This window comes from Psychrobacter okhotskensis, from assembly GCF_013248965.1.
Taxonomy (GTDB): domain Bacteria; phylum Pseudomonadota; class Gammaproteobacteria; order Pseudomonadales; family Moraxellaceae; genus Psychrobacter; species Psychrobacter okhotskensis.
This window is the reverse complement of the sequence record NZ_JABRVQ010000023.1, coordinates 16,505-31,683: the sequence shown is the minus strand read 5'-3', so window position 1 is coordinate 31,683 and position 15,179 is coordinate 16,505. Positions and strand designations below refer to the sequence as shown.

General features: G+C 45.3%; 17 protein-coding genes and 1 tRNA gene. 4 read left to right on the top strand and 14 right to left on the bottom strand.

From position 1 onward, the window contains the following. Positions 1-2: 2 nt before the first annotated feature. The 13 genes from rpsC to HQR03_RS11035 all read right to left on the bottom strand — a co-directional run bounded on the left by rpsC (position 3) and on the right by HQR03_RS11035 (position 9,937). A complete protein-coding gene (gene rpsC, locus HQR03_RS11095) occupies positions 3-731 on the bottom strand; it encodes a 30S ribosomal protein S3 (protein WP_010196691.1) in 729 nt (242 codons plus the stop codon). Between the two features lie 3 nt (positions 732-734). After that, positions 735-1,064 carry a 50S ribosomal protein L22 gene (gene rplV / locus HQR03_RS11090; protein WP_010196689.1) on the bottom strand — a complete coding sequence of 110 codons (330 nt, stop codon included), beginning with the start codon at positions 1,062-1,064 and terminating at the stop codon, positions 735-737. A 10-nt stretch (positions 1,065-1,074) separates the two neighbouring features. Further along, complete coding sequence (gene rpsS / locus HQR03_RS11085) at positions 1,075-1,350, bottom strand: 30S ribosomal protein S19 (protein ID WP_021813372.1); 276 nt, start codon at positions 1,348-1,350, stop codon at positions 1,075-1,077. A 12-nt stretch (positions 1,351-1,362) separates the two neighbouring features. Next, on the bottom strand, positions 1,363-2,190 hold the full coding sequence (gene rplB, locus HQR03_RS11080) for a 50S ribosomal protein L2 (protein WP_025652187.1): 828 nt from the start codon (positions 2,188-2,190) through the stop codon (positions 1,363-1,365). A gap of 11 nt (positions 2,191-2,201) precedes the next feature. After that, positions 2,202-2,552 carry a 50S ribosomal protein L23 gene (gene rplW / locus HQR03_RS11075; RefSeq protein ID WP_025652186.1) on the bottom strand — a complete coding sequence of 117 codons (351 nt, stop codon included), beginning with the start codon at positions 2,550-2,552 and terminating at the stop codon, positions 2,202-2,204. After that, complete coding sequence (gene rplD, locus HQR03_RS11070; protein ID WP_025652185.1) at positions 2,549-3,151, bottom strand: 50S ribosomal protein L4; 603 nt, start codon at positions 3,149-3,151, stop codon at positions 2,549-2,551. The genes rplW and rplD overlap by 4 nt, the downstream gene beginning before the upstream one ends. 14 nt (positions 3,152-3,165) lie before the next feature. After that, on the bottom strand, positions 3,166-3,804 hold the full coding sequence (rplC, locus tag HQR03_RS11065) for a 50S ribosomal protein L3 (protein WP_025652184.1): 639 nt from the start codon (positions 3,802-3,804) through the stop codon (positions 3,166-3,168). 49 nt (positions 3,805-3,853) lie between these two features. After that, complete coding sequence (rpsJ, locus tag HQR03_RS11060; RefSeq protein WP_010196670.1) at positions 3,854-4,165, bottom strand: 30S ribosomal protein S10; 312 nt, start codon at positions 4,163-4,165, stop codon at positions 3,854-3,856. Positions 4,166-4,572: 407 nt separating this feature from the next. Then, positions 4,573-6,183, bottom strand: coding sequence for an Rne/Rng family ribonuclease (locus HQR03_RS11055; RefSeq protein WP_173240217.1), 1,611 nt, complete (start codon positions 6,181-6,183; stop codon positions 4,573-4,575). Positions 6,184-6,354: 171 nt separating this feature from the next. Next, on the bottom strand, positions 6,355-7,029 hold the full coding sequence (locus tag HQR03_RS11050; protein WP_173240216.1) for a Maf family protein: 675 nt from the start codon (positions 7,027-7,029) through the stop codon (positions 6,355-6,357). 95 nt (positions 7,030-7,124) lie between these two features. Further along, the gene (mreD, locus tag HQR03_RS11045; RefSeq protein ID WP_025652181.1) at positions 7,125-7,610 is read right to left on the bottom strand and encodes a rod shape-determining protein MreD; all 486 of its coding nucleotides are present in this window, start codon (positions 7,608-7,610) and stop codon (positions 7,125-7,127) included. A gap of 151 nt (positions 7,611-7,761) precedes the next feature. Beyond that, entirely contained in the window at positions 7,762-8,628 is an 867-nt protein-coding gene (mreC, locus tag HQR03_RS11040; RefSeq protein ID WP_025652180.1) for a rod shape-determining protein MreC, read from the bottom strand. Between the two features lie 271 nt (positions 8,629-8,899). Beyond that, on the bottom strand, positions 8,900-9,937 hold the full coding sequence (locus HQR03_RS11035) for a rod shape-determining protein (protein WP_025652179.1): 1,038 nt from the start codon (positions 9,935-9,937) through the stop codon (positions 8,900-8,902). An 831-nt stretch (positions 9,938-10,768) separates the two neighbouring features. On the opposite strand from HQR03_RS11035, the gene gatC reads away from it, so the two are divergent. The 4 genes from gatC (at position 10,769) to HQR03_RS11015 (ending at position 14,370) form a co-directional block, all read left to right on the top strand. Next, on the top strand, positions 10,769-11,083 hold the full coding sequence (gatC, locus tag HQR03_RS11030) for an Asp-tRNA(Asn)/Glu-tRNA(Gln) amidotransferase subunit GatC (RefSeq protein WP_173240215.1): 315 nt from the start codon (positions 10,769-10,771) through the stop codon (positions 11,081-11,083). Positions 11,084-11,153: 70 nt separating this feature from the next. After that, positions 11,154-12,650, top strand: a complete 1,497-nt coding sequence (gene gatA, locus HQR03_RS11025) for an Asp-tRNA(Asn)/Glu-tRNA(Gln) amidotransferase subunit GatA (RefSeq protein ID WP_173240214.1) — start codon at positions 11,154-11,156, stop codon at positions 12,648-12,650. After that, positions 12,650-14,179, top strand: coding sequence for an Asp-tRNA(Asn)/Glu-tRNA(Gln) amidotransferase subunit GatB (gatB, locus tag HQR03_RS11020; protein ID WP_173240213.1), 1,530 nt, complete (start codon positions 12,650-12,652; stop codon positions 14,177-14,179). The genes gatA and gatB overlap by 1 nt, the downstream gene beginning before the upstream one ends. 114 nt (positions 14,180-14,293) lie before the next feature. Further along, a tRNA-Pro gene (locus HQR03_RS11015) sits at positions 14,294-14,370 on the top strand. A gap of 136 nt (positions 14,371-14,506) precedes the next feature. Here HQR03_RS11015 and HQR03_RS11010 read toward each other — a convergent pair. Beyond that, positions 14,507-14,968 carry a hypothetical protein gene (locus tag HQR03_RS11010; protein ID WP_087814674.1) on the bottom strand — a complete coding sequence of 154 codons (462 nt, stop codon included), beginning with the start codon at positions 14,966-14,968 and terminating at the stop codon, positions 14,507-14,509. Between the last annotated feature and the right edge of the window lie 211 nt (positions 14,969-15,179).

Sequence of the window (15,179 nt, the reverse complement as noted above, 5' to 3'; positions counted from 1 at the left end):
GTTTAACCTCTGTCTGAGTTTCGACGGTTTCCGTTTCCACGACCACGGCGTTTTGGCGCACGAGTCTGCTCTTCTTTGACCGGATTATAAACACTGTTCATACCGTCAAGGATTTCTCCGCGGAAGATCCAAACTTTTACACCGATGGTGCCGTAAGTTGTCTCTGCACGTACTGACGCATAGTCAATATCAGCGCGAAGTGTATGTAATGGCACACGGCCTTCACGATACCATTCACTACGAGCAATCTCAGCACCACCAAGACGGCCAGACAGCTCAACTTTAATGCCTTTAGCACCAGAACGCATGCTGTTCTGTACGGCGCGTTTCATCGCACGGCGGAACATAACACGACGCTCAAGCTGACTTCCGATACCGTCTGCTACCAAACGTGCATCAAGATCAGGTGACGTGATTTCTTCAATGTTGACCTGAGCAGGTACGCCCATAATTTTGGTCAATTCTTTTTGAAGTCTTTCGATATCTTCGCCTTTTTTGCCGATAACAATACCAGGACGCGCAGTGGCGATGGTAATCTTAGCGGCGCCAGTAGGACGCTCGATCATGATGTTGCTGATCATAGCGTTGTCTAGCTTTTTGCGTAGATACTCACGAACTTGAATGTCGTTGATGAGGTATTCTGAGTATTGTTTAGGGTTAGCATACCAGTTTGCGTTATGCTTTTTGACAACACCAAGACGAATTCCGATTGGATGTACTTTTTGACCCATAACTTATTCTCCTACCTTTATAGTGATGTGACAGGTACGCTTACTGATACGATCAGCGCGACCTTTAGCACGTGGTAGGATACGTTTTAGCGTAATGCCTTCATCAACGTATATAGTTGATACTTTAAGCGTATCAATGTCTAAACCGTTGTTGTTTTCGGCATTGGCGATGGCTGAGTTAAGACATTTCTTAACAAACACAGCGCCTTTTTTATTACTATACGTTAGGATATCCAAAGCACGCTCGATAGATTTGCCACGAACTTCATCAGCAACGAGTCTAACTTTTTGTGCCGATATGGCGGCACCGCGTAATTTTGCAGTTACTTCCATGGTAAGCACCTTATTTCTTAGCTTTTCTGTCAATGCCATGACCACGATACGTACGAGTCGGGGCAAATTCACCTAGTTTATGACCAACCATCTGTTCGCTCACGATAACCGGTACATGAGTACGGCCGTTGTGAACAGATAAAGTTAGGCCAACCATTTGTGGCAGAATCATCGAGCGGCGCGACCAAGTCTTAATTGGCTTGCGTGAGTTGGTGTCTAATGCATTCTCAACTTTAGCAAACAAGTGCGCGTCTATGAATGGACCTTTTTTCAATGAACGAGGCATGAAATTCTTCCTTTATTTCTTCTTGGCGCGACGGCGGATGATCATGTTGTCAGTACGCTTATTATGACGCGTTTTAAGTCCTTTAGACTTCTGACCCCAAGGGCTGGTTGGATGGCGACCTTTGTTACGACCTTCACCACCACCGTGTGGGTGATCAACCGGGTTCATAGCGACACCACGAACAGAAGGACGAATACCGCGCCAACGTGAAGCACCGGCTTTACCAAGTGATTTCAAGTTGTTTTCAGTGTTCGATACTTCACCAATAACAGCACGGCAATTCACATGAACGCGGCGAGTTTCGCCAGAACGCATACGTAGAATAGCATAAATACCGTCACGACCTAGTAATTGAACACTAGCACCCGCAGAACGAGCCATCTGTGCACCTTTACCGATTTTAAGCTCGATATTGTGAATCACAGTACCCAATGGGATGTTTTTCAACGGTAAACAGTTACCTGGACGGATAGGTGAAGTTTCACCTGACATCACGGTATCACCAACTGCTTGTTTTTTAGCAGCAATGATATAGCGACGCTCACCATCAGCATACTTAAGTAAGGCAATATGTGCAGTACGGTTAGGATCGTATTCAATACGCTCTACAGTAGCTGGGATATTGTCTTTGGTGCGTTTAAAATCGATAATACGATAATGTTGCTTATGACCACCACCGATGTGACGAGTCGTTATGCGACCATTATTGTTACGACCACCTGACTTACTTTTTGATTCGAGAAGCGCTGCATAAGGACGACCTTTATAAAGGTGTGGATGCACCACTTTTTCAACAAAACGACGGCCTGGTGATGTTGGCTTTGCTCTTACGATAGGCATGAGTGTAATCCTTATTCGTTATTCGCTGTTTCACTAGTAGAAGCAGTCGTATTCGCGACCTCTTCACCAGCATCAGCCATTTGTACATCTTGACCAGCTTTTAAGGTAACATAGGCTTTTTTGTAGTCATTACGACGGCCGATGCTTTTACCAAAACGCTTTGTCTTACCTTTAACGTTCAAAGTGTTTACTTTTAAAACTTCAACACCTTCAAACATCATCTCAACTGCTTTTTTAACTTCAAGCTTAGTAGCGTTAGAGTCAATTTTAAATACTTGCACACCAAATGAGTCGCCAAGCATTTGAGATTTCTCTGAGAATACAGGTCCTCTTAGGATCTGATAAAGTCTTGCGTTATTCATGCTAGTGCTTCCTCAAATTGTTTCGCAGCTTCAACTGACATGATCACTTTATCAAAAGCGATCAAACTCACTGGGTCCACTTCGTTTGTACCAAGTACATTGACGTGTGGAATGTTGCGAGCGGCTAAGTATAAGTTTTCGTCAACGTCTTTGGTAACGATTAGTGCACGAGGTGCGCCCAAATCATTTAACTTGGCGATAAGCTCTTTGGTCTTAGGCCCAGAAACGCTCAACTCTTCAACCAAAATCAGACGCTCTTGGCGAATCAATTCGGCTAGGATACACTGCATAGCACCGCGATACATCTTACGGTTAACTTTCTGTGACCAATCTTGTGGTTTGGCCGCAAATGCACGACCGCCCCCACGCCAGATAGGGCTACGAATAGAGCCTGCACGAGCGCGACCAGTACCTTTTTGGCGCCATGGCTTAATGCCACCGCCAGAAACTTCGGCACGGGTTTTTTGTGCACGTGTACCTTGGCGAGCACCAGCAAGATATGCGGTGACGACTTGATGCACTAATGCTTCGTTGAATTCACGACCAAAAGCCGTATCAGAAAGCTCAACCGCCGCACCTGTAACTGTTTTTAAATCCACGTTAATCCCCTTGCTTAGGCTTTGACTGACGGACGTACGATGACATCGCCACCGGTGGCACCAGGGATAGCACCCTTGATGACAATTAACCCATTTTCAACATCAACCGATATCACTTCTAGGCCTTGAACGGTAACGCGTTTGTTACCCATCTGACCTGGCATTTTTTTGCCTTTGAAGACTTTACCTGGTGACTGGTTTTGACCAGTTGAACCGATAGCACGATGTGATACTGAGTTACCGTGAGTGGCATCTTGCATGCTAAAGTTATGACGCTTTACGCCGCCTTGAAAGCCTTTACCTTTACTCTGTCCTGTGACATCAACCATCTGACCTTGTTCGAACAAGTCAGCTAGGATCTCACCGCCAATCTCACGACCTTCAAGATCGCTATCATTGGCACGAAATTCCCAAACACCACGACCAGCTGCAACACCAGCTTTAGCGAAGTGACCTTTTTGTGCAGCAGTTACGCGGCTGTCACGACGGGTACCTGTGGTGATTTGGATGGCTTGATAGCCATCTACATCAGTATTTTTTACTTGAGTAATGCGGTTTGCATTGACCTCAACCACTGTTACAGGGATAGATGCGCCTGTTTCAGTGAAGACACGGGTCATGCCGCATTTTTTACCGACTAAACCGATCGCCATTTTAGACCTCTTTATATCTTATATTAATGGGTTGGGTGTGTAGTGTGCATTAACCCAAAGCAATTTGAACGTCAACACCCGCCGCTAAATCTAACTTCATTAGCGCATCCACAGTTTTGTCAGTAGGTTGAACGATATCAACCATACGCTTATGAGTACGGATTTCGTACTGATCACGAGCGTCTTTGTTAACGTGTGGTGAGGTTAGAACGTTGAAGCGCTCAATGCGAGTCGGCAACGGTACAGGACCACAAACTTGCGCACCGGTGCGCTTTGCAGTATCAACAATCTCTTGTGCAGATTGATCAATCAGACGATGATCAAAAGACTTAAGACGGATACGGATTCTCTGGTTAGCCATGCCAGCAAGCTCCTAATATGTGCTTTCGTCATTCTTGCTTTGCAAAGATATGACCAAAAGCCGTTTGGTTAAATATTCACTTAAAGCGGCCTTCTGTTCTTAACCAGAATGAGTTCTTTATCTGAACTTGTAGCGTGCCAAAAGTAAAATAGTTTAAAGCCCCGCCGACCCTTCCATAATAGGATGTCAGCAAAGGCATAATGAAATAGTGCTAGAAACGATGCTCTAGCTGTCATAGCGCCAGCTTTTTTATTGGCTGCGCATATATAATTCAGTGGTGTATATTATACATAGTATTTTATTCATTGCAAGAGCAATATCCACGGCATTTAAAGATATTACGCTTTATAAACAACACCATTTATACTCAATAATAGGTGTTAAATGCCCTACGAATGTGCAAATTATCAGTCTAATACAATATCGTACTGCTCTTGGGTATAGAGATTTTCGACATCAAAAGTAATGACTCTACCCAACAGATACTCTAAATCTGCTACCGTGTCCGACTCTGAGGTGAGTAGTAAATCAATGACCGCAGCATGAGCAACCACCGTAAACTTCTTCGGTGAATTGTAGGTGCGCGCGCAGCGCATGATTTCGCGGAATATCTCAAAGCAAACGGTCTCAGCGGTTTTGACAAAGCCGCGCCCTTGACAGGTTGAGCAGGGTTCACACAGCTGCTGCCCCAATGATTCACGGGTACGCTTACGAGTCATCTCTACCAAGCCAAGCTCACTGACTTGAGTAATCTTAGTCTTGGCATAGTCTTGTGCCAGTTGCGACTGCAAACTCTCCAGCACGTCATCTTTATGCTGCTGCTCCAGCATATCAATAAAGTCTAAGATAATAATGCCGCCCAGATTACGTAAACGCAGCTGCCGAGCAATAGCATGCGTGGCTTCTAAGTTGGTCTTATAAACGGTATCTTCTAATGAACGCCCCCCAACGAAAGAGCCCGTATTAACATCAATCGTGGTCATCGCTTCGGTCTGATCAATAATCAGGTAACCACCCGACTTTAGATCAACGCGGCGTTTTAACGCATCACGTAAATCATCCTCAACACGGTGCACATCAAAGAGAGACTGTTCTGCAGTGTAGTGCACGATTCGATCATAGACAAAAGGCACGAATTCTTTGGCAAAGGATCTGACTTGCTCATAGATTTGCACATTATCAACGATCACCTTTTCGGTATCGGCATGGACCAAGTCACGAATCGAGCGTAGTGGCAGAGCCAGCTCTTGGTAAATAAGCTCTGAGCTTTGATGATGATTGATCTCTTGACGCCGCGCGCAGATGGTACGCCATAGCTGTAATAAATAATAAATATCTTCTTCCAACTTATCGACAGGCACGCGCTCGGCAGCCGTACGGGCAATCAGCCCACCTTTTAAGTTGACGGTCTGCATCAAACTATTCAGCTCAGTTTTGAGACGGTTGCGCTCTTCTTCGCCATCGATACGCTGCGAGATACCGATATGATCGCTCGATGGCAGATATACCAGATAGCGCGATGGTAGAGAGACATTGGTGGTTAAGCGTGCGCCCTTGCTACCCAGCTGGTCTTTGGTCACTTGTACCAAGATACGTTGGCTTTCGTGTAAGCGGTGTTGGATAAGGGTTTTAGACACAGGAACGACATCTGTACTTTGCGCACTGACCACTGGTGGGCTAACTTCTAGGCCATCAATACCATTTTCTACCACAGTGTTGTCTGTACCAGCATCAGGGTTCTTATTGCGCTCTTCAGCTATTTTATTCTTATTTTCGGTGACTGGACGCGGTTCACGCTGCATATCATTGACGTGTAAAAACGCTGTCCGTGACTGACCGATATCGACAAAGGCCGCTTGCATACCCGGCAGGACACGCACGACGGTACCCAAATAGATATTGCCGACCAGACCCAATTTATGATGGCGCTCAATATAGATTTCGCCTAGGACACCGTTGTCTAACACGGCGACACGTGACTCCATTGGACTAATATTAATCAGCAGCTCTTCGGACATAATTTTTTCTCTTATCTTTCAGCTTTCTTATTGGGCGTTCATCGCCTACTGGCTTTATAGTGTAACAAATGCGACTTGTTCTTGCCCATTACCCTAGCGTGTCGTTATGTGCAGACAAGCAGTTAAGGGCTTGTAGCGTATTAATAAAATTGTCCCTGCCCTTCTGACTATCTAATGAATGCCACTCTCGGTGATATTTTTAATCAATGCCAGCGTTTGCGGCAGTGGCAAGCCCACGACATTGGTATAGCTACCGTTAATACGACTCACCCAAGCCGCGCCCAACCCTTGAATACCATAACCACCTGCTTTATCAGCAGGTTCGCCACTTTCCCAATAACGGCTCATCATCTCCATCGTCAGCGGGATAAAGGTGACTGCTGTGCGCTCGGTGATTTTCTGTTGTTTGATGATTTGGAATACTGTCTCATGGTCTGCTGTATTGGCACCCTTGGAAGCTAAAGGCACACGAGATACGTGAGTAGCTTGTACCGCTGTCCATACTTCATGGGTATTATCTGACATTTGCTGCCACATGCGATAGGCGTGCTCACGGTCAGTTGGTTTTACCAGTACCGTCTGACCATCTGGCAGTACACCAATGGTGTCTGAGGTCAAAATGATAAGCTGCTCAGCGAGATTGGCCTTGCTCGTTTTAAGTGTGTCATTTAGCTGTTGTACTGCGGCGGCAGCTTTGGTAGCGACCATGCGCTCGATATACTCTGTAGGCGACTCATTACTTTGTGGCGTTTCATCGATATCGACGCTCATAATCGTAAAATCTAGCTGCGCTCTGGCTAGCAGCTCACGACGACGCGGCGAACCAGATGCTAAAATAATATCCATCGCTATTCTCTTATTTTATGATTGCTATTATCTTATTGATAAAGATATTCCAGAAAGGCACTCAACGATAATTATTGATATAGACACTTAATGGGTTAACGCGCAAATTTGCGTAACGCTAATAGCACTAGCGGCCAGCTTACTATGCTCATCAATAAAGACAAGGCCGACTGCGCCACAAAGATATCTTGAATAAACATCTGTAGCATCCACAAGCTCAGCTGAAACAGCAGCAAGCTTAATGAGGCGATAAGCCATGCATTGACAGTATTTAATTGTCTGACATAGATACTACTGATTTTGATGACCAGTGCCACCATGACCGCCGCAAAGGCTTGCTGACCTAAATGGGTATCCATCAAGAGATCTGCGACTAAACCAATGGTAAACGCGGTAAAGATACCAACGTAACGCGGTTGAAACAGCAACCAAAAAATCAGCACCATGACCATTACCATGGGACGCAAGGTAGCCATACTAGGACTTAATGGATAGACATTGAGCGATGAGGCAACGATAAAGCTTGCAACAATGGCAAAGAGCAAGAGCCCAATTGGGTGCTTAGAGTCAGAATACGCCATGAATACTTACCTTTAAGAATGTTTGGCGGCGGCTATTTGAACGTCTATTTAGCGGAAGAATAGGGCTAAAAAGGTATGGACGGACATGCTATTGGTCAAGCAAGGCCAAGTGGCTAAGTGCATAAATGGCTCACTAGGTATGATGTGAGTGTCAGCTGCCATTGCCATTAGTACCGAGGTTGTTTTTGCCTATTAGTTTGTCTTGTAGCACTAATACGTACGCATTATCGATAAAGTTGGCCGCTGGCGTGACTTCAATACTTCTAAAATTATCAGCTTGGGTATCTTTGATATGAGCGATACGACCAACTCGATAGCCTGCTGGAATACGCCCGCCTAGACCTGAAGAAACCAGCTCGTCACCCACGCGCACGTCTGAGGTTTTGAATACATAATTAAGACTTAACGAGGTGGGTATGCCTTGACCAGTCACAATCGCCCGCTGACCCGTACGCTTGACCGTGACCGCTACCGATTGCTGCTCATCAGTAATGAGCAGTAAGCGACTGGTATTGGGATAGACATTGATAATCTGTCCCAATATACCGTCTTCGTCGATGACTGTCTGTCCGACTTGCACGCCATCTTGCGCACCTTTATTAAGCACGACGATTTGGCGGAGTAAGTTGGTGTCGGTACCGATAACCTGTGCCAAATTTAGCTCAAACTGTTCAGGCTTGGTGGTCGACAAGATACCCTGTAAGCGCGCATTTTGTGCCAAGATATAGTCTTGCTGCTGAAGCTTGGCTTGCGCGTGGATCAATTGTGACTTTAACTGCATGTTTTCGCGGCGTAGCGCTTCTTTTGATTGTAAGCTGCCACTTGCCCAATGTTTGGCATAGCTGGGCAATAAGGACAACTCATAGATAGGCTGCATAGCGGCGTGGCTGGTGTTGCGCACTGGATTGAACCATTCTGGATTTTTGCTATCGAACCACATCAGTATTAACGCTACTATCAATACAATAGCAGCCTTACGAAGTGCAAGTGGCTGGCGTGCAAAAATACTTGGCGTCATAAGTCATCTAATTAAGGGTTTCTAATGTGAGCAGTAGCCAGCGCTAGTGATAACAATCACATTGTTATCAGCATTTACGGACAATGCTTGTAGCTGGCATTCATTAATGCGATTAAAGGCAGCACAACTGGCTACCTTTAATTTATCGTTTTTTACTTTTATCGTTGCAGCGACTGTTCACTGCTAGTTTTAATGGTCATTGGAACATCAATATAGTCAGTGAAAAGTAATATCGACACAATCAACAACGAACATCAACAATAAAAACTGTTTAAACAAAAATCATGTTTAAGCTTTTATTATTGATAAAGTCGAGAGCGATACCACCACCACGACTGACACAAGTCAATGGGTCTTCAGCGACCGTCACTGGCAAACCAGTTTCTCTTGAAATAAGTTTGTCTAAGTCACGCAATAGCGCACCGCCACCAGTCAAAACAATACCACGCTCAGCAATATCTGATGATAGCTCAGGTGGTGTTTGCTCAAGTGCTGCTTTTACCGCGCTAACGATACCGCTTAGTGGATCGCTCAGGGCTTTTTGCACTTCTTCTGAATTGACAGTAAAGGTTTTTGGTACGCCTTCTGCCATGCTACGTCCGCGTACTTCAACTTCTAGCTGGCTGTCTTCGTTCAGCGCTGAGCCTACTTCTTGCTTGATACGCTCAGCCGTCGTTTCACCAATCACACAACCATGCGTACGGCGTACGTGAGTGATAATGGCTTCATCAAATATGTCGCCACCGATACGAATCGACTCGGCATAAACGCAGCCTGATAGCGCAATAACGGCGATCTCAGTCGTACCACCACCGATATCAACCACCATTGAGCCACTCGCTTCGTGCACTGGCATGCCGGCACCAATCGCAGCTGCCATCGGCTCTTCTAGCAAGAGCACTTTGCTCGCGCCCGCTGATGATACCGCTTCACGGATGGCTTTGCGCTCAACGAGGGTTGATTTGCAAGGCACACAAACCACGACGTTAGGCTGTGCCATAAAACGCTTCGCCTTTACCTTGCCGATAAAGTGCTTAAGCATTTTTTGGGTCACTTCAAAGTCAGCAATCACGCCGTCTTTTAGCGGGCGAATCGCCGTGATATTGGCAGGGGTACGACCCAGCATCTGCTTGGCATCGAGGCCAACTGCAGCGACGGTAGGGTTGTGGGTACGATTGCTTCGTAGCGCGACCACCGTAGGCTCATCGAGCACCACGCCTTTACCAGGAATGAAAATAAGAGTGTTCGCAGTACCAAGGTCGATTGCGATATTATTTGATAAAAATCCAAACAGGTTCATGACTAATATATCCAGCGCTTTACAAATAAGGCAAATGAGGCGAATGAGATTGACTGAGGGGTTACTCGTCAGTGTTGAGCAGGTCGTCGTTAGACATTACTTACGGCGAAAGTGAGGTATCGCGACAAGTCAAACCTAAGCAATAATGATGCAATGACAAAACTGAGCTAAATTATACCGATTTAGCTCAAAAAAAACACAGATATTTGCATCAGTAAGTCAGGATTTTGGTCTTAAACGCTAAAAGTTGTTACAAAGTTTGAAATAGTGGCACATAGCTATCCATTTAATGAAACACCGTCTAATTCAATAACAAGGCTCGACAGGCATATAGTAATTTTGCTCAGCAGCGAGTGCCTACTGTAACGTATTTCTGACTGTAACGGGTGAGCGATTGCCAATGATTGCATAACTATACGGTCAATTTTACCATGATTGTCTGGGCTATCATCATGCTGTCTGTACAAATGCCCGCGACTTGGTTGAGATTGTGCAGCAATCAAGCGTCAAGCTCTGTAAACTTGGGTCAGATGCTTTATAATAAGCTCATAATCACACTCTTGTTTTAGTAACCAATTTCAGTAACCAATGTTAGTAGCTAGTTATAACCGTTACTTTTCATAGCTATTTTATTTTAATAATTGGTATTACTAGCGGCTTTATTAATCGCTCGTTTTAACCGCTACTTTTGAACCTATTTACTCTATAGTCAAGGAATTTTAGAATCGCTACAAGGCGACCGACCGCAGATAGTACATTGAGTACATCTAGGGCGTGTAACACCCTAGCGGTTTAAAAGTGCTCTGACTATAACAAAAACTGTCCTGCACTGGAGAAACTATGTCACAGCAACCAGCAACGTCTGACAGCAACGTCAGCCGTGAAGAAATCCTAGAAGTTGCCAGCCTTGCGCGCTTAGGTGTCGATGAGACGACAGCCAATAGCTATGCCGATGAAATCAGTAAAGTCTTAAAGCTTATGCATACGCTTGCTAACGTGGATACCACTGATATCAAACCATTATCGAACATCCATGAAGCTTGCCAAGAGTTACGCGCTGATGTTGCCAAACACGATATCAACCGCGAACGTAATCAATCGGTCGCACCAGCCGTTGAAGACGGCTTGTATCTGGTACCACAAGTGATTGAATAATTTATTCTATTTACTTCTGCCTTTATTTTATTCTATTTAATGCTATTAACATTTTGACGGACGACACCTTATGTCTGAACTTCATCTATTGAGTACCCAGCAGCTTATTACGGGCTTGCAAGACAAACAATTTAGCAGCGCGGAATTAACCGAACACTATATCAAGCGCATCAACGCCTTAGATAGCAAGATCAACAGCTTTATCACTAATACTTCTGAAACTGCCCGCGCACAGGCGCAAGCAGCTGACGAGATGCGTGCTCAAGGCGACAAGCGTCCTCTGCTTGGTGTACCGATGGCGCACAAAGATATCTTTTGTACCCAAGGGGTGCTGACCACTTGTGGCTCAAAGATGCTACATAACTTTGTCTCACCTTATGACGCCACTATCGTGTCAAACATCGATAAAGCGGGGATGATTAGCTTGGGCAAGCTCAATATGGATGAGTTTGCGATGGGCTCGGATAATGAGAGCTCATATTATGGCGCGGTGCACAACCCTTGGAACCTTAACCATGTCCCTGGTGGCTCATCGGGTGGTAGTGCTGCTGCCGTCGCCGCAGGTTTTGTGCCAGTTGCAACCGGTAGTGATACTGGTGGCTCTATTCGTCAACCTGCCTCATTTTGCGGCTTAACCGGTATCAAGCCCACTTATGGTCGCGTCTCGCGCTTCGGTATGATTGCCTATGCTTCAAGCCTTGACCAAGCTGGTAGCATGGGTCGTAGCGCTAAAGATTGTGCCTATCTATTGCAGCCGATGATTGGTCACGATCCGCGTGATGCGACCTCTATTAAGTATGATATGCCTGACTACGTGCAAGATCTCAATGACGCAGAAGCCGCTGCTGGTGATAAGCCATTTGCTGGTCTACGCATTGGTGTCGCTAAAGAATACTTTAGCAAAGGGCTTGACGCTGAAGTAGAAACCACCATACGTGCTGCGCTAAAGAAATATGAAGAGTTGGGCGCGACGATTGTGGAAGTGAATATCACTGACCCTGATATCACGCTGGCGACTTATTATATGCTCGCCCCTGCTGAAGCCTCTTCAAACCTATCACGCTTCGATGGTGTACGCTTTGGCTATCGCTGTGAAAACCCAACCGATCTCATCGATCTGTATACGCGCTCACGCTCTGAAGGCTTTGGCCCTGAAGTACAGCGCCGTATCTTGACCGGTACTTACGCGCTATCTGCTGGTTATTTTGATGCTTATTATACTAAAGCACAAAAAATACGTCGCTTAATCGTCAAAGACTTCGAAGACGCCTTTGCCAACTGTGATGTCATCGCCAGCCCAACGGCACCAACCGCTGCTTATAAGCTCGCTGAAGATCTTGACCCTGCAACGATGTATTTGGGCGATGTCTATACCATCGGTGTTAACTTAGCCGGTCTACCAGCGCTCAGTCAGCCTGTTGGTCTGACGTCTGAAGGCTTGCCTGTTGGCTTACAATTGATCGGTCAGTATTGGCAAGAAAGCAAGCTGTTGGCCACTGCGCATCTATTCCAGCAGCACACCGACCATCATTTGCAACACTCTACCATCGCGAAGGAGACGGTATAATGAACACAGCAACTACTACTGATAATAATGCCGCCCGCAAACATCCTGTTCGTAAAGAGCTGTTCGTCGATGGTTATGAAGTGGTCATCGGTATTGAAATTCACTGCCAGTTGAATACGGAAAGTAAGATATTTTCTAGCGCACCGACTGACTTTGGTCATGAGCCAAACAGCCAAGCCAGTATCGTAGATTTAGGCTTGCCCGGTGTCCTACCAGTTCTAAATGCTGGCGTGGTCGATCGTGCGCTAAAATTCGGTATCGGCGTCAACGCTGAGCTGGGTTTATTTAATACCTTTGACCGCAAAAACTACTTTTATCCTGACTTACCGAAAGGCTATCAAATCACCCAAATGGCCAATCCTATCGTTGGCGAAGGCTATATCGATGTCGTGGTCAATGAAGGTGAAAAGAACGAATATCCAAAACGTATGGGCATCACCCGTGCGCATTTAGAAGAAGACGCTGGTAAGTCAGTACACGATGCTGTCGATGGTATGACTGGCGTGGATTTGAACCGCGCTGGTACGCCGTTAATCGAAATCGTCTCTGAGCCTGATATGCGCTCAGCTCACGAAGCACTGGCCTATATTAAAGCCATTCACCAGCTGGTCACATGGCTTGGTATCTCTGATGCGGTTATGGCAGAAGGTTCATTCCGCTGTGACTGTAACGTCTCTATTCGTAAGCCGGGTGCAGAATTGGGCACGCGTACTGAGCTCAAAAACTTAAACTCGTTCCGCTTTATCGAACGCGCCATCAATCGTGAAATCGAGCGTCAAATCGACATCATTGAGGACGGTGGTAAAGTTGTGCAAGCAACGATGCTCTATGACCCAGAGCGCGACGAAACCCGTACCATGCGTACCAAAGAAGACGCCAACGACTATCGCTACTTCCCTGATCCTGACCTGCTCCCCGTACGTATCGAGCAGCATACTGTTGATGCGATTAAAGCAGCCATGCCTGAGCTACCTGTTGCCCGTCGTGCACATTTTGAAGAGGCTCTTGGTCTGTCAGAGTATGACGCTCGTATCCTAACTGGTAGCCGTCAGCTTGCTGATTACTTTGAAGATGTCGTCGCTGAAGTGGGGCAACAAGATGCGAAGATGGCGGCTAACTGGGTCATGGGCGACTTACTCGGTGCACTGAATAAAGATGATAAAGACATCATCGACTCCCCTATCAGCGCCAAGCAATTGGCTGGCATGCTAGCGCGTATCAAAGACGATACGCTGTCTGGTAAATTGGCTAAGAAAGTCTTTAGCGCTCTGTATGAGCGCGAAGGCGGCAACGATGATGATGCAGCAGATAAAATCATTGAAGAAAAAGGTCTTAAGCAAGAAACGGATACTGGCGCTATCAAAGCCATGGTAGAAGAAGTCATTGCTAAGAATCAAGCCATGGTGGAAGAATATCGCGGCGGTAAAGAAAAAGCCTTTAATGGTCTCGTCGGACAAGTGATGAAAGCCAGCCGCGGTAGTGCTAACCCTCAGCAAGTAAACCAAATCCTAAAAGAACTATTGGGTTAAAGTGAACGGCGAAGTAGTTATGCTGACTATGATACGTAGAATGGTGTTGTAAAAATCGAGCAAAATAAATAGCTCTTGCAATACGTACGATTTTGCGTAAAATAGTCAGTCATTCGGGGCGTAGCGCAGTCTGGTAGCGCACTACACTGGGGGTGTAGTGGTCGCAGGTTCAAATCCTGCCGTTCCGACCAAACATAGTAGTAAAGAAAAAAAGCCAATCATTGTTTTCAATGGTTGGCTTTTTTTTGATTAAAATTTGGGCAATGCCTTACAGTTGTTACTTTTAGTAGGTGTAGGTATGACATTTAAATTACTTTGATGACAAATCTACAGATTACTAGCCCCTGCACAGACATCTTTGTTCAAAACCACTGTTTCTACCAAATTATCCTGATTGTCATAACTAGATAGCTTAACCACAACATTATTAGCAGCTTGGTATTTTGCGCCATAAAAATCATTACAAAGCTCAGTCATACCCGACTCTTGGAAACTAGGCTCCATGTTCTTAAAAGCGAGTGAGCTTGAGTATAGGTCGACATGCCAGCTCATCAAGTGATTTTTACCACCCAATTTAAAATCAGGTTGCTCATTTTTAATCTTTTTATTAAACATATGATCCATTAAGTCAAAAAAAGTAGACGCGGCTTCTAAGTCTACGTAACGGTAGTTTTCATCTACGACCTCAAACTCTTTAAAATACTTATCCATAGCATCAAAAGCACTGGCATTGGCATTGGTAGCGAATGTAACACCCATCAGAACAGCAGTAACTAGCCATGCTTTCATAATATATTACCTCTCATAACGATCATCTTTATCTATTCAAACAATTCAAACTGTTGCTTGATTTTATTATATGTATAACTGCTTTTTTTTCTCAGAACTTGATACTTCATAAATACCGTTTATTTTCTCAATTTGATAGGAGCCATGCACTATTAATTGCTTGTCAAATACCTTTTAAGATAGGTTCTTATGGCAAAGTAGGGTTTTTTAT

Coding starts and splice junctions, on each gene's coding strand:
- mreD (WP_025652181.1), bottom strand. CDS start 7,610: ATGGCGTATTCTGACTCTAAGCACCCAATTGGGCTCTTGCTCTTTGCC.
- gatC (WP_173240215.1), top strand. CDS start 10,769: ATGTCACAGCAACCAGCAACGTCTGACAGCAACGTCAGCCGTGAAGAA.
- rpsS (WP_021813372.1), bottom strand. CDS start 1,350: ATGCCTCGTTCATTGAAAAAAGGTCCATTCATAGACGCGCACTTGTTT.
- HQR03_RS11050 (WP_173240216.1), bottom strand. CDS start 7,029: ATGGATATTATTTTAGCATCTGGTTCGCCGCGTCGTCGTGAGCTGCTA.
- gatB (WP_173240213.1), top strand. CDS start 12,650: ATGAACACAGCAACTACTACTGATAATAATGCCGCCCGCAAACATCCT.
- HQR03_RS11010 (WP_087814674.1), bottom strand. CDS start 14,968: ATGAAAGCATGGCTAGTTACTGCTGTTCTGATGGGTGTTACATTCGCT.
- rplV (WP_010196689.1), bottom strand. CDS start 1,064: ATGGAAGTAACTGCAAAATTACGCGGTGCCGCCATATCGGCACAAAAA.
- rpsC (WP_010196691.1), bottom strand. CDS start 731: ATGGGTCAAAAAGTACATCCAATCGGAATTCGTCTTGGTGTTGTCAAA.
- rplB (WP_025652187.1), bottom strand. CDS start 2,190: ATGCCTATCGTAAGAGCAAAGCCAACATCACCAGGCCGTCGTTTTGTT.
- gatA (WP_173240214.1), top strand. CDS start 11,154: ATGTCTGAACTTCATCTATTGAGTACCCAGCAGCTTATTACGGGCTTG.
- HQR03_RS11055 (WP_173240217.1), bottom strand. CDS start 6,183: ATGTCCGAAGAGCTGCTGATTAATATTAGTCCAATGGAGTCACGTGTC.
- rplW (WP_025652186.1), bottom strand. CDS start 2,552: ATGAATAACGCAAGACTTTATCAGATCCTAAGAGGACCTGTATTCTCA.
- mreC (WP_025652180.1), bottom strand. CDS start 8,628: ATGACGCCAAGTATTTTTGCACGCCAGCCACTTGCACTTCGTAAGGCT.
- rpsJ (WP_010196670.1), bottom strand. CDS start 4,165: ATGGCTAACCAGAGAATCCGTATCCGTCTTAAGTCTTTTGATCATCGT.
- rplC (WP_025652184.1), bottom strand. CDS start 3,804: ATGGCGATCGGTTTAGTCGGTAAAAAATGCGGCATGACCCGTGTCTTC.